The organism is Flavobacterium sp. 9 (genome assembly GCF_002754195.1).
GTDB lineage: Bacteria > Bacteroidota > Bacteroidia > Flavobacteriales > Flavobacteriaceae > Flavobacterium.
This window is the reverse complement of the sequence record NZ_PEEU01000001.1, coordinates 3,815,046-3,828,427: the sequence shown is the minus strand read 5'-3', so window position 1 is coordinate 3,828,427 and position 13,382 is coordinate 3,815,046. Positions and strand designations below refer to the sequence as shown.

At 33.4% G+C, this 13,382-nt stretch carries 11 protein-coding genes; 2 read left to right on the top strand and 9 right to left on the bottom strand.

Translation table 11 applies throughout. The features are described from left to right. Positions 1–20: 20 nt before the first annotated feature. From CLU81_RS15770 to CLU81_RS15750, 5 genes are all read right to left on the bottom strand, one after another. Positions 21–773 carry an SDR family oxidoreductase gene (locus tag CLU81_RS15770; RefSeq protein WP_099710679.1) on the bottom strand — a complete coding sequence of 251 codons (753 nt, stop codon included), beginning with the start codon at positions 771–773 and terminating at the stop codon, positions 21–23. 64 nt (positions 774–837) lie between these two features. Further along, positions 838–1,578 (bottom strand): SDR family oxidoreductase, encoded by a 741-nt coding sequence (locus CLU81_RS15765; protein ID WP_099710678.1) that lies wholly within the window; start codon positions 1,576–1,578, stop codon positions 838–840. A 93-nt stretch (positions 1,579–1,671) separates the two neighbouring features. Next, positions 1,672–2,598 carry an AraC family transcriptional regulator gene (locus CLU81_RS15760; RefSeq protein WP_099710677.1) on the bottom strand — a complete coding sequence of 309 codons (927 nt, stop codon included), beginning with the start codon at positions 2,596–2,598 and terminating at the stop codon, positions 1,672–1,674. Positions 2,599–2,627: 29 nt separating this feature from the next. After that, positions 2,628–2,948 carry an MmcQ/YjbR family DNA-binding protein gene (locus CLU81_RS15755; RefSeq protein WP_099710676.1) on the bottom strand — a complete coding sequence of 107 codons (321 nt, stop codon included), beginning with the start codon at positions 2,946–2,948 and terminating at the stop codon, positions 2,628–2,630. A gap of 25 nt (positions 2,949–2,973) precedes the next feature. Next, a complete protein-coding gene (locus tag CLU81_RS15750) occupies positions 2,974–3,804 on the bottom strand; it encodes an NUDIX domain-containing protein (protein WP_369804797.1) in 831 nt (276 codons plus the stop codon). A gap of 318 nt (positions 3,805–4,122) precedes the next feature. Between CLU81_RS15750 and CLU81_RS15745 the strand changes: the two genes are divergently transcribed. Together CLU81_RS15745 and CLU81_RS15740 are read left to right on the top strand one after the other, a co-directional pair. Next, positions 4,123–4,341, top strand: a complete 219-nt coding sequence (locus CLU81_RS15745; RefSeq protein WP_233209723.1) for a hypothetical protein — start codon at positions 4,123–4,125, stop codon at positions 4,339–4,341. A 296-nt stretch (positions 4,342–4,637) separates the two neighbouring features. Next, positions 4,638–6,659: a DUF3857 domain-containing protein gene (locus CLU81_RS15740; RefSeq protein ID WP_099710674.1), complete on the top strand. Its 2,022-nt coding sequence runs from the start codon at positions 4,638–4,640 to the stop codon at positions 6,657–6,659. 269 nt (positions 6,660–6,928) lie between these two features. On the opposite strand, the gene bglX is transcribed toward CLU81_RS15740, so the two are convergent. The 4 genes from bglX to CLU81_RS15720 all read right to left on the bottom strand — a co-directional run bounded on the left by bglX (position 6,929) and on the right by CLU81_RS15720 (position 13,354). Beyond that, complete coding sequence (gene bglX / locus CLU81_RS15735) at positions 6,929–9,154, bottom strand: beta-glucosidase BglX (protein ID WP_099710673.1); 2,226 nt, start codon at positions 9,152–9,154, stop codon at positions 6,929–6,931. A 16-nt stretch (positions 9,155–9,170) separates the two neighbouring features. Next, on the bottom strand, positions 9,171–10,595 hold the full coding sequence (locus tag CLU81_RS15730) for a glycoside hydrolase family 30 beta sandwich domain-containing protein (protein WP_099710672.1): 1,425 nt from the start codon (positions 10,593–10,595) through the stop codon (positions 9,171–9,173). Positions 10,596–10,597: 2 nt separating this feature from the next. Next, the gene (locus tag CLU81_RS15725) at positions 10,598–11,437 is read right to left on the bottom strand and encodes an endonuclease/exonuclease/phosphatase family protein (RefSeq protein WP_099710671.1); all 840 of its coding nucleotides are present in this window, start codon (positions 11,435–11,437) and stop codon (positions 10,598–10,600) included. A 174-nt stretch (positions 11,438–11,611) separates the two neighbouring features. Continuing rightward, positions 11,612–13,354 carry a cellulase family glycosylhydrolase gene (locus CLU81_RS15720; protein WP_099710670.1) on the bottom strand — a complete coding sequence of 581 codons (1,743 nt, stop codon included), beginning with the start codon at positions 13,352–13,354 and terminating at the stop codon, positions 11,612–11,614. Between the last annotated feature and the right edge of the window lie 28 nt (positions 13,355–13,382).

Here is a 13,382-nt window from a genome sequence, read left to right as displayed (position 1 = left end):
TTTTAAGTCTGTGTTTATTCTTAGTTTGTTGCTCCCCCATTTACCAATAAATGTTGTCCGTTAACGAAAGAAGATAAATCGCTGGCAAAAAATTCGGCTACATTGGCAACGTCTTCAACTTCTGCCAAACGTTGCATTGGACAACTGTCTAACAATTGTTTTCTTAGTTCCGGATAACTATCTGCTTCTGCAAAAATCCCGGAATGATCTACAGCAAACGGAATAATAGAATTCACCGTGATACCTTTATGTCCAATTTCTTTAGACAATATATCTACCAAATATCTCGGTGTTGTTTTACTTCCGCCATAAACTGCCATTCCCGGAACCGGAAAAGAAGTTGTACTTGAAGCGATGTAGATAATTCTGCCGTTATTTTCAACATGTTTTGCAGCTTGTTGCAACGTGAAATACGTTCCTTTTGTATTGATCGAAAATACTTTATCGAATTGTTCTTCGGTAAATTCGGTTACGGGAACTTCGACCATTTCTATTCCGGCATTTGCCACAACAATATCTATTTTTCCGAATGTTTTTTTAGCTTCGCCAAATAAATATTCTAAATCGGCTACTTTGCTTACATCGGCTTTTACAGCAATTGCTTTTACGCCCATCGCCAGAACGTTGCTCAAAACTTCATCGGCTGAAGCCTTGTCTCTTGAATAATTAATAACGATATCTGCTCCTAAAGCGGCATAACGTTCTGCAATTGCTTTTCCTAATCCTCTTGCTGATCCTGTAATAAGGGCTACTTTATTTTTTAAATTTTTCATGGATATTTAATTTTAGATTTATGAATTTAGATTTTAGATTTTTTGTAATTGAAATTGCCATTGCTTACGCCATACCTCCGTTTACACCAATGTTTTGTGCTGTAATCCATTTGGCATTATCACTCGCCAAAAAAACTACTATTTTTGCAATATCATCTGGCTCGCCTAAACGATTGAAGGCAGAAAGTGAAGCCAAACGATCTATAACTTCCTGAGGTTTTCCTGTTGTAAATAATTCGGTGTTGGTTGGGCCTGGAGAAACTGAGTTTACATTGATTCCTTTGCTTCCTACTTCTTTAGAAAATACTCGGGTTAATTGTTCTACAGCAGCTTTGGTAGCTACATAAGTGGCGTAAGATGGCAACATAATACGATTTACAGAAGTGGAGAAATTGATAATACTTCCGTTGTTTTCCAAACGAGTTGCAGCCTCGCGCATTGTGTTGAAAGTTCCTTTTACGTTGATATCAAATTGTCTGGTAAAATCCTCGTCGGTAGTGTCTTTGATGAGTTTGGTAATCATGATTCCGGCATTATTTACCAATACATCTATTTTACCAAAATGGGCGATTGCAATATCAAACAAGTTTTTTACTTCGTCTGTTTTGCTTACGTCAGCCTGAACTGCAATTGCTTCTCCGCCTTTTGCAATAATTTGTTCAACCACTTTATCAGCAGCCTCTTTATTGCCTGAATAGTTTACGATTACTTTGGCTCCAGCCTCTGAAATTTGATTGGCAATTGTAGCTCCAATTCCTCTTGAAGCTCCTGTAACTAATACTACTTTTCCGTTTAAAGTTTCCATTTTTTCTTTGTTTTAAAATTATAGTACAAAGATCCGATGGAGGTGCTTCTGAAAAAGTACGCGTTTTATAGCAAAAGATGCAAATTTCTAAGATTATGCTTTTTTGTGCTCTTTTTTGTAATTCGCAGGTGTCGTTTGGGTGTTTTTTTTAAAGTAATTGCTAAAATGAGCTGATTCTGTAAAACCTAAAAGAAAGGCAATTTCTTTGATACTCATTTCCGAATTCTGAAGAAGTGATTTGGCTTCGGCAATGGTTTTCTCAGATAACCAGGTCATGATGTTTTTTCCGGTTTTGGTTTTGATTACATTACTCAAATAATTAGGATGCAGACTTTGGAGTTCAGCATAATCGTTTACACGAAAGATTCTTTCGGTTTTATGATTTATTAAATCTCGATAATGGTTTTCTATATTTTGTTTGAAGGTTTTTACGATTTGAGAACTTCGGTTTCCTTCGTATATCGGATCATAATCTTTCCAGAAATGCTCTTTTATTTTTAGAAGAATGACAATAAATAAGTTCCCAATAATTCTATATTTATAAATTGAATTTTCGTGATATTCTTTATGAATCTGAAGATACAAACGTTCCATTTCGGCGAAAGCCTCCACTTCCATTTTTTTAGGCTGAATCGTTTCGGTCAATAAAAAAGAAAATTCATTGAAGATATCATGATGTAAATTCTCTTTCAAAAAAGTTTCATCAAAGGTAATTAAGTAGATTTCTTCGATCGTATTCCATCTAAAAGTTCTGTAATTGCTTGGGTTTGTAAAATAAATAGAACCTGGAAGGATTTCAAAAGTATTCCCATCGATAGTATATTGGCCGGAACCCCTTTTTACAAAAACAAAAGAAAAATAATTAGGTCGAAAAACAGGCGATTGATAAGGCAATTCAAATGGAATATCGATCAAATTATGAATCGTAAATCCTGAATCCTGATGAATCAAATCTACAGGAAGTCCTAAATCACTATATAAATCATACAATGTTTTTGATATGATTTCTTTTTCTTTCATGTGGTATTTTTAAATTTCAAAGCTTGAAACTACTTCTTTTTTGAGGTAACATTTTGATAAGAAAGCTTTAAAGCATCTTCAAACATTTCTGGTCTTACTTTTGAAAGTTCTACAATTGTCCAGCCTTGTTTGCCCCATTTATTAGGAATTGGATAAAAAATCATTTCGCTTGACGCACAAAAAACAGATTGATCGATTTCGTTAAATTTTAAAACTGCCCGATTGTTCTTTTCATCAAAAGTGGCAAATATTTTCTTGTTGACACGAAATGAGGTCTTCTCGAAATGTGGTTCTTCGGTTGCATTTTCAAACGCTAAAGCTAATTTTCTAAATGTTTCAATTGAGACCATATTAAATGTGTTTTTTGACAATATTTTACCAACCTTGATTTAATCCGTTTTTAAGGACTTCTTCGTATTTGTCTTTATCAAACGAATATAAATTCGGCGCTTTATGTGCTACGTTACTTTTCTTTTCGTCGAGTTTGGTCAGAATCCCAATGTTGGTTATTTTTCTTAGAAAATTTCTTCTGTCAAGTTTTCGATCCAGAATTGTTTCATACAATTTCTGAAGTTCCGGAATCGTAAATTTCTCCGGTAATAAATTATAACCAACTGGCATTAAATTGAGCTCAATCCTCAAGGTATCTAATGCTTTATCGAGAATTTCTTTGTGATCCAAAATAAGTTCCGGCACTTCTTTATGATCAATCCATTCTATAATTTGTTCTTTGTTAGCAGATCTCGGAATTGTTTTTAAAAAATCAACCAAAGCATAATAACCAATTGTCACAAAACGTTGTGTGAGCCACTTCCCTTTTTCTTCTTCGATTTTTAAGTATTCTAAAACTTCTTTTCCAAAGTGCTGGTCGTTTCTTTTTATTTTTCCAAAAGTCGCAAATTGTCTCAAAAATATTCCTTCAACTCCAGTTCTTTCATTCAAAACAGTCACCGCGGCTGTATCTATATCCTGATCAATTGGAATGAATCCGCCAGGCAATGACCATGTATCTCGATGCGGAATTTTGATTAATAAAACCTTAAGTTGATTATCATGAAAACCAAAAATCACACAATCTATTGAAAGTCCGGGTTGATAATTTTGATTATTTTCTATAATGTCTTTTAACATCTGCTTTTTATTAAATACAACTTTCCAGTTTGGATTGGTACTGCAATTTAATTCATTTTTATAAAACGGAGCCATTTTTTCGAAATTCAAGCTAAATTCTAATCCTGAATACTCCTAAAAAACACGTGTTAAAATCACAATTTTAACTTAAAAATAAAAAAACAAATTGAAAAAATAAGTACATTGCGTCATAATAACACATATAGCATTTAACTTCTTGTTTTTGCAACAAAAAGGCATTAAAAAAAGTAATTACAAGAAGAAAATATGTAATTGACGATTTTAACTGAAATTCTGTAACATAAGTTAAAGTATTACGTCTCTTATATAGAAGAAAATTAAACTGGTTTAAATATGAGCATTCCAAACCTAGAAAAATTGAATAAGAAGTTTATGAAAAAGCTATACTCTTCTTTTGGATTAGTATCAAAAAATGATCTTCTGGAAGCTTCTATAAAATATAGCGAAGAACAAGAGAGAATTTTCAATCAGATGATTGTTGAAACTGAGGCTAAAGATAAAAAAGCAAAACGCGAAGCTTTTGATAAAGCTTTATACGCTTCTTACAAAGGAATTGGCGCTATGGATTTTATAAATACGGTTTTGAAATAATTCTCATCTCTTATTAAACTTCTTCATTTTTATCTCATTTATTTTTCGCCAATTGTTACTGCATCTCATTACTTTCGGGGCTTTTTAGTAATAATACTCTTTACAACTTTCTCAATTCTTTCGGGATTTTATTAAATTATCTAAGATTAAACTTCTATTAAATCAGATAATAAATCCTTTATTGTAAGAAAACCAAACTTATCTCAATAATCATTTTGCTACTATCAGATATTGGCAAAATTCTATATTTTTGTTTTATACGAAAGATTTTACCTACTTCAATTAAAAGCCTTACTATGGAACAAGCCATTCAATCAGAAAATTATAAAATTCAAAAGCCGGAAAATTGGGCAAGCGATATTAATGATGCGCAACTTATTGAATATATCAAAGAATCTGAATTCTCTCAAAAACAAGCAGATGAAGGACGCGATTATTGCTACTTTTTAGATAAAATATATTATACAAATGACAATGAAAATAGCGAATATGCTTGTATGGCCTACACGCTAAATGAACCTGCAAATTTAGAAAGAGCTTCTGTGGTCGATGTTGTTCTGGAAGAAAATGAAACCTATGTTATACACAGAATCAGCGTTTTAAGAGATGGTGTTCTTGTGGATAAAATTCCTGACACTAAAATCAAAACTTTGGACAGCGAAAACCAAAGCAGCGGCGGTGTTCTTAGCAGCAATAAAAAAGTAAATATCACCATAAAAGATCTTCGTCTTTATGACATTTTGATTATGGAGGATTCCAGAATTAAAGTTTTTACGGAGCGTGATTTTTTACGCAAAGAGTTTTCTAAATATGTTTGGGTAGGTCCCGATACTTATTGGGCTTATGGAAAATATAAGTTTACTTTCAAAAATGATCGCGAAAGAACAATTGCCTATAAAAAAACCTTTTTTAGGGATGAAGACGGAAATGTTCTTGGACCGGAAATTAGTTATTTGAAAAAAGGAGAGAAATATGTAATCGAAGAAGAAAACTATATCAATTTTGTAGACTCAAATAGAGAAGTTTCTTCATATATTGATTTTGCAACGGATACAAATTGGAGCGAATTATCAAATTATATCTCCCCAATTTATGATACTATTTTTGAGAAATCTTCTCTTCCCGAATTTGCGCCGGATTTAGTTGATAAACTAGACAAAATCGACAACAAAGATGAGCAACTGCAATTTGCGATAGAATATGTGCAAAATCATATTAATTATATCTACAATGCAGATGAAATGAATGGTCATAAACCTCAGGAACCTGCAGTTACTTATGAAAACAAACAAGGAGATTGCAAGGCAAAATCTGTTTTATTGAAGGTTATTCTGGATTATATTGGTGTTGATTCTTCTATGGCTTTGGTGAATTTCAATGTTGATTTCTATATGAAATATTATTTGCCTTCGTTACTGACTTTTAACCATGTAATTGTAAAAATAAATTACAACAGCCAAAGTTATTTTACGGATGTAACGCTTCGTGATGAATTTGGATTAATTGAAAATCGTGGCTTTATCTTTTTTATGCATTATCTGGAAGTGAAACCAAATCTGGAATTGCAAATTAATCAACCACATCGTTTTCCTTATTATGCTGTTGATGAAAAATCAGAAGTTATTGTAGAAAATAATATTGGGAAGCTAAAGTTAACGACAATTTACAAAGGAAATCGCGCGAATAATATGCGTAGATATTTCAAGAAAACGAACAAAAGAGAAATTATCGACAGCTGGAATAATTTCCTTTTTTATACGCTAAACTACAATAACGACAGAAACGGAACTGACCTTAGACATATATTTAAGGATGCTGCAATTGAAATTATAAGCGATGATAAAAAATTAAACGAATTTAAAATTGAGTACAAAACCACAATTGAAAATCCGTATTATACTGATGAAAAAAAGAATCGTTTTTTAATGTATTTCGATCCTAATATTACTAAAAACAATGCAAGAGATTTTATGCACAAAGACATCACTTTCTGGCATAATTTTGACAGCGAAAGATATGAAATCAAACTTTTGACGGATCAAAAAATTGATACGACCGAAAAATATACGATTCAGGAAAGTACGATCAGCAATCCTTATTTTGATTATAGCAGCCGTAAAAAGATTACCAAAAACGGAGGAACGATTTGGATAGACTTTAAGCCTTTAATTAACTTAGAAATTCCGGAGAAGGATTTTGAAGATTTCAGAAATGCACATCACGAAGTGGCTGATAGCAATTCTGGAATTGGAATTGATATTATAGAAGAGGGTATTTTGAATAAAATAAAATTCAATTTCAAAAAACACTTTAATTAAAATTCTTTATATATGCCAATCAAGAGTGCCGTTAGGCACTAAATATCGGTAGTCATATCGGTTTGAAATTCGTTGGCGTGCCGTAGGTACGCAACAAAATGATATGTATTGCGTACCTACGGCACGCTAAATTTATTCCAATTCATGTTTTCTACCAATATTTAGTGCCTAACGGCACATTTTCAACTACTGATTGGCATTTACATAAAAAAAGCGGAGTCCTGGAACTCCGCTTTTTTATTTAATTACAGTTTTTGGAGATTGTAATTTTATAGTAATTCAAAATTTGATCTTAACTTAATATCTGCTGACGAAGTTCCAATCATTAATTCAAAATCTCCTGGTTCAGCTCCCCATTCTAATTTATCATTATAGAAAGAAAGTTTCTCTTTGTCAATTGTAAATTCGATCGTTTTAGTTTCTCCTGCATTTAATTTTACTTTTTGGAAATCTCTTAATTCTAAAACTGGTCTTACTACAGATCCAAATTTATCTTTTAAGTACAATTGCACTACTTCTTCTCCGGCAACTTTTCCAACGTTTGATAATTGGAAAGAAACTTTAATTGTTTCATTGCTTTTTATTTTAGTCGAAGATAATTTCAAATCAGAATAACCAAATTGTGTATAACTCAAACCGTATCCAAAAGGAAATTTAGGTGAGTTTTTTAAATCAATATATGCCGAAACATAATTCGTTGCGTTTTCATCTTTTGCTGGTCTTCCGGTACTGAAATGATTGTAATAAATTGGCACTTGTCCAACTTCTCTTGGAAATGTCATTGGCAATTTTCCAGAAGGATTATAATCTCCAAATAAAACATTTGCAATAGCATTTCCAGCCTCAGTTCCTAACCACCAAGTATATACAATTGCAGGAACATTGTCTGCTGTCCAGTTAAAAACAAGAGGTCTTCCGGCATTTATCAAAACTACAACTGGTTTTCCTGTTGCCTGAATCGCTTTTACTAAATCTTCCTGAACGCCCGGTAAACCAAGATTACTGCGGCTTTTTGCTTCACCACTTTGATCGCGTCTTTCACCAATACTTAAAATAACAACATCTGCTTGTTGTGCCGTTGCAACTGCTTCTGCAAAACCATCTTTGTTATCTCCGTCTACTTCACAACCTTTCGCGTAAAGCAATTTGGTGTTTTTTCCAACTTTATTTTGCAAACCATCCCATTGCGAAACTACCCATTTATCATAATTAACTTCCGGTAATTCTACTGACCAAAATCCCATATTGGCTTTGTATTCTTTTACCATTGGTCCAATAAATGCAATTGTTTTTACACTTTTAGAAATTGGCAAAGTCTGATTGTCATTCTTTAATAAAACAATACTTTTTTGCGCTACTTCAAGTGCTGCTTTTCTATTTTCAGGATTATTTAAAGCTTTTTCAGCTCTTTTTTCATCTGAATATCTGTATGGATCATCAAATAATCCTAATTCATATTTCTTACGAAGAATACGTTTTACAGCATCGTCAATTAAGTCGATAGAAACTTTACCTTCTTTAACCAATTCTGCCAAATTATATCTGTAAGCATTACTTTCCATATCCATATCACTTCCGGCTGTAATTGCAGAAAGTGCTGCTGCTTTAAGATCTTTTGAATATCCGTGAGCAACCATTTCTCCAATAGAACCCCAATCAGAAACTACGAATCCCTGAAAGTTCCATTTTCCTTTTAAAATATCACGTTGCAAGTGTGCATTTCCTGAAGCAGGAATTCCGTTTAAATCATTGAATGAGTTCATGAAAGTTGCTGCACCAGCATCAAGAGCTGCTTTAAATGGAGGTAAATACGTTTCGAACAACATACGTTCGCTCATATCTACTGAATTATAATCTCTTCCGCCAACTCCTGCGCCATAAGCTGCAAAGTGTTTTACGCATGCCATAACTGAGTTTAAATCGCCCAATTTATTTCCTTGAAAACCTTTTACTCTCGCATAAGCAATTTTAGAACCTAAGTAAGTATCTTCTCCTGCACCTTCCATAACTCGTCCCCAACGCGGATCACGGCTAATATCTACCATTGGCGCAAATGTCCAGTGAATTCCGCTTGCTGCAGCTTCTGTAGCAGCAACTCTTGCGGCTAATTCAATCGCAGCTAAATCCCAACTTGCGGCTTCTGCCAACGGAATTGGAAATGTCGTTTTGTATCCGTGAATAACATCCTGACCAAATAACAATGGAATTTTCAAACGTGATTGCATCGCTAATTCCTGATATTGTCTGGTGTATTTTGTTCCGATGATGTTTAACATCGAACCAATTAAACCTTGCTTGATTTCAGATTGTTTGTTGGGATTTATTGTAATTGGTCCCGTTGCCTGATTGTCTCCGGTGTATTGATTAAGCTGACCTATTTTTTCTTCAATAGTCATCTTTTTCAATAAAGCATTTACTTTCTGATCGATTGTTTCTTGTTGTGCTGTTGCAAAAAGCGATAACATCAACAAGGTAAATGTGGTTAATTTTTTCATTCTATTTTAATTTTGATTACCAAACGTAAGTTGCGACTGCACCAGTGTTTAAAGTAGTTGAAATTTGTTTTTGGTTGTATTTGATATTGAATGATTCTGCAGAAGTTCCGTCGTTTTCTACAATTAAAACGATTTTTCCTGTTGGAGTTTTAAAGGCAACATTATATATATTACCGGCAATATTACTTCCGATTCTAACAGATCCTTCAGGAACAAATTTTGAAGCGTGGCCAATAATGTAATAACCAACTTCTCTTTTTATATTTTGAGCCTGATCGATCATTAATGCGCCTTTACAAGTAGAACATCCGCCTGGCGTAAATGGTTTATAATATTCGTCATTTGCCAATCCCCAGGAAAGTGCATTTACACTCCAGTTACGCATCGAACCAATTACTACATTTTTTACACTCCATTTCAAATCCGATTCAAAACTACTTCCTGATCCTGTATATTGTTCTGTAAAATACAAATCTTTTTTTGGATATGCATCGTGAACTTTAGACAAAGCGCTGATATCTCCTTCGTATAAATGAAACGCTGAACCTGCTACAAATGGCAATGCTTTTGGATCATTTAATATTGTCAAAGGATATTCCGGCTTATTACAATTGTGATCGTAAACTACAATTTTGGTTTTGATTTTTGCTTTCGCGAAAGCGGGACCCAAATTGTTTTTAATAAATTCTGCCTGTTGTTCTGCAAGCATCAATAAACTTGGGTTATTTCCAGGATGCAAAGGTTCGTTTTGAGGCGTTATAGCATCAATTACAATTCCCTGAGCTTTCATTGCCTGAATATATTTTACAAAATATTCGGCATAAACCTGATAATATTTAGGCTGTAAACTTCCGCCTTTTGAGCTTCCGTTGTCTTTCATCCAAACTGGCGGCGACCACGGAGAACCCATAATTTTTATCTTTGGATTTATTGCCAAAATCTCTTTTAAAAGTGGCACAACATCTTTTAAATCCGGACCAAGATTAAAGTGTTCCAGTTTTAAATCTGTTTGCCCTTCTGGCATATCATCATACGAAAAAACTGTTTCATTCAAATCAGAAGCTCCAATACTAATTCGTAAATAACTCAACCCAATTGCATCATCTTTTCTTGAAAACAATTCCTGAAGCAATGCTTCTTTCTTTGCTTTGTCCAGTTTTAAGATTGCCTGAGCACTTCCTCCAGTTAATGAAAATCCAAAGCCTTCGATAGTTTGAAATTTCTGAGAAGCGTCTACCAAAATAGTTTGATTTGAATTCGTTTCTGAATTAAAAACCAAATCATTTTGCTTTTGCAATTTTGATGTCTCATCGGTTGTTGTGATCCACGATTCTGCTTTACCAGAAGTAGCAACTGAATTTTTTGAAGTTCCGCATTTTATTTGAACTGCAATTAAAGGCAGTAAAAGTAAAATTTGAAGTTTTTTGTTGATGTTTTTCATTTCTAATCTATTTCTATTAAGACAGGTAAATGATCCGAGGGATATTTTAAATCTTTAGAATCACTTAGTACTGCGTGTTTTTGAATTTTTAATCCGCTATTTTTTGAGATAAAAATGTAATCAATTAACAACGTTACAGGTTTATCATGTTCAAAATCATTGAATGTTCCTGATGGTCCAAAAGGTTTTTCTATCGAAACATCTTTGGTATCGTCCATTACTTTTTTTATCTCGGCAATTTGTTTTGTATCCGGTTCTGAATTAAAATCTCCCATTAAAAAAGCAGGGTATTTTTTTGTATTTAATGCTGCAATTTTCGAAAGAACCAATTCAACTCCTTTTACTCTCGCCACTTCTCCCATATGATCCAAATGAAGATTAAAAACCCAAAATACTTTTTTCGTTTTTAAATCTTTAAAAAGTCCATACGTACAAACTCTGTTGCAAGCTGCGTCCCAACCTCTTGATACTTTTTCTGGTGTTTCTGACAACCAAAACGTGTTTGATTGCAACAATTGAAAACGTCCTTTTTTATAATAAATCGTACACGCTTCTCCTGTTCCACCTTCTTCTCGACCAATTCCAAATCTGTCGTAATTAGGCAAAGCCGAAGCTATCGCTGTAACTTGATTTGGTGTTGCTTCCTGAACTCCAAATAAATCCGGACTATAAAATTGTATTTGAGAAGTAAAATAATCCTTCCGATTTGGCCATGCATTTTCTCCGTCTGATGCAACATCTAAACGAATATTGTAGGTCATAATTTTTAAATTTTGACCATAAAATGAACCGCTTACCAAAAGCAGCATTACTACTAAAACAATTGTATTTATCTTTTTCATGTTAAAAAATTTTAATCTTGTAAAGCTAGTATTTCAAGGGCTTTACTGAAAAAAATTAATTTAAAACTTATGTTAATTAAATGATCCGTATGCAATCAATTTTAAATGATTGTTTTGTCCCTACGGGACAATTTTATCTACTCACTTAATGTATTTTCTACCAACGTTTAACTCCTAACGGAGTTTGTCTGAAAAATCTAAATAGTTCAAATTGAAACCTCCTTTTTCAAAGACTACTTTGATTTTATTTGTTCCTGCATTTAAATTTACTCCAGATAAAACGACTGTTTTAAATTTGTCGTTTCCTCCAGTTACAGGAAGTGTAATCGTTTCTGATTTTTTACCATTTTCTGTCTCTAAATGAAGTTTTCCTTCTGAGTTTTCACTTGAATAACGAATTGCAACTTTGTATGCTTTTTGTTTTGCAACTTGCGTTGTAAACTGAAGCCATTCGCCATCTTCGATAAAAGAAACCTGATAACCATTTGATCCCGCATCTTTGCATGGTAAAATATCAACACCATCATTTCTCATGGTATTTCCTTTATTCCACTCGTCAAATTTTCCGGTTTCTACTCTGTAGTTTATAAAATCTTTATCTGAATAAGCATATCCATTTGTTCCCAAATCATATTGCGTCGCGGCAATTTTTCCCGGAATCAAATGTTTTTTATACGGTTTTGTATCGTTGGTTTGTACTTGTCTGAACATCGCGTCAATTACATCCGGTTTAACGGTTACGTTTTCCATTTTGTAATTGTCTGCTATTTTCATTAATGTCTTTTTAGCAAAATCAACACTTGGTTTTTGACCTCCGTCTTTCCAGTATTTCAACAAAACATCGTATTCAGGAATTTTGGTTACTGAAGTCACTCCGGCAATATTTTCGATTTTTTTCATTGGCCAAAAAGCCCATCCAATATTATTGCTTTCAACTAAAGTCAATACATCTTTAAACCAAACATTAGAGTTTTCTCCGCTTTCTCCTAACCAGATTGGCACATTATATTGTGTTCTGTAATCCAGCATTTTCTGAATTGATGCTGTAGTATTGTAATTCCAGTATTTATGGAAACTTAGCGCCACATTTTCATCCCATAAAGGGAAAATTCCGTTGTAGTTATTTCCCCAACAATTTCCTTCGATAAAAATTAAATGGTTCGTATCGACTTCGCGAATTGCTTTGGTAACCTGAACCATTAAATCTCTTAAAGGTCCGTTTGAGTTTTCGTCGCAACCATTTTTATTGGTTCCGGTAAAATTCCAGTTTGGTTCATTGATAATATCATAAGCTCCAATCCAAGGATTATCTCTGTAACGGGAAGCGAGTTTTTTCCATAAAGCAATCATTTTTTTCTGATTGGCTTCACTTTGCCATAATGATGGTTTGGTTGTGTCATAATCAGAGATTGCTGCATCATTTCCTTGTCCTCCAGGCGCTGCGTGCAAATCAAGAATTAGGTAAATTTTGTTTTCAGCACACCATTTCACTAAATTATCAGTCATGGTAAAACCTTCTTCTATCCAGGTGATTTCACCATTTTTCTCTTCTTCAATTGCTGGCGTGTATAGATTATAATGCATTGGAAGACGAATCGAATTGAATCCCCAAGCTGCTAATGAATCGACATCACGTTTTGTAATTCCGTTTGCTTTATAAGCTGCATAAAATTCTTTTGTTCCTTGTTCTCCAACAACGTCCTGAATTTTTTGTTTGATTATATATTGCGGACTTGCAAAAGGCTGGGTTTGCATCATGTAACCTTCCTGCACCATCCATCCGCCTAATCCTAAGCCTCTTAAAACTATATTTTTTCCGTTTCCATCAACAATTTTTTGTCCGTCTCTGTGCAAAAAACCTTGTCCAAAAGTGGTAATAGAAACTAGTAATTGTAATGTTATAATTAATTTTTTCATCTAAAAACTCTATTAATTTTTGATTCTA

What these genes read in the sequence shown, in the direction of transcription:
- CLU81_RS15770 (WP_099710679.1), bottom strand. Translation starts at nt 773, where the DNA reads ATGAAAAATTTAAAAAATAAAGTAGCCCTTATTACAGGATCAGCAAGA.
- CLU81_RS15765 (WP_099710678.1), bottom strand. Translation starts at nt 1,578, where the DNA reads ATGGAAACTTTAAACGGAAAAGTAGTATTAGTTACAGGAGCTTCAAGA.
- CLU81_RS15760 (WP_099710677.1), bottom strand. Translation starts at nt 2,598, where the DNA reads ATGAAAGAAAAAGAAATCATATCAAAAACATTGTATGATTTATATAGT.
- CLU81_RS15755 (WP_099710676.1), bottom strand. Translation starts at nt 2,948, where the DNA reads ATGGTCTCAATTGAAACATTTAGAAAATTAGCTTTAGCGTTTGAAAAT.
- CLU81_RS15750 (WP_369804797.1), bottom strand. Translation starts at nt 3,804, where the DNA reads ATGGCTCCGTTTTATAAAAATGAATTAAATTGCAGTACCAATCCAAAC.
- CLU81_RS15745 (WP_233209723.1), top strand. Translation starts at nt 4,123, where the DNA reads ATGAAAAAGCTATACTCTTCTTTTGGATTAGTATCAAAAAATGATCTT.
- CLU81_RS15740 (WP_099710674.1), top strand. Translation starts at nt 4,638, where the DNA reads ATGGAACAAGCCATTCAATCAGAAAATTATAAAATTCAAAAGCCGGAA.
- bglX (WP_099710673.1), bottom strand. Translation starts at nt 9,154, where the DNA reads ATGAAAAAATTAACCACATTTACCTTGTTGATGTTATCGCTTTTTGCA.
- CLU81_RS15730 (WP_099710672.1), bottom strand. Translation starts at nt 10,595, where the DNA reads ATGAAAAACATCAACAAAAAACTTCAAATTTTACTTTTACTGCCTTTA.
- CLU81_RS15725 (WP_099710671.1), bottom strand. Translation starts at nt 11,437, where the DNA reads ATGAAAAAGATAAATACAATTGTTTTAGTAGTAATGCTGCTTTTGGTA.
- CLU81_RS15720 (WP_099710670.1), bottom strand. Translation starts at nt 13,354, where the DNA reads ATGAAAAAATTAATTATAACATTACAATTACTAGTTTCTATTACCACT.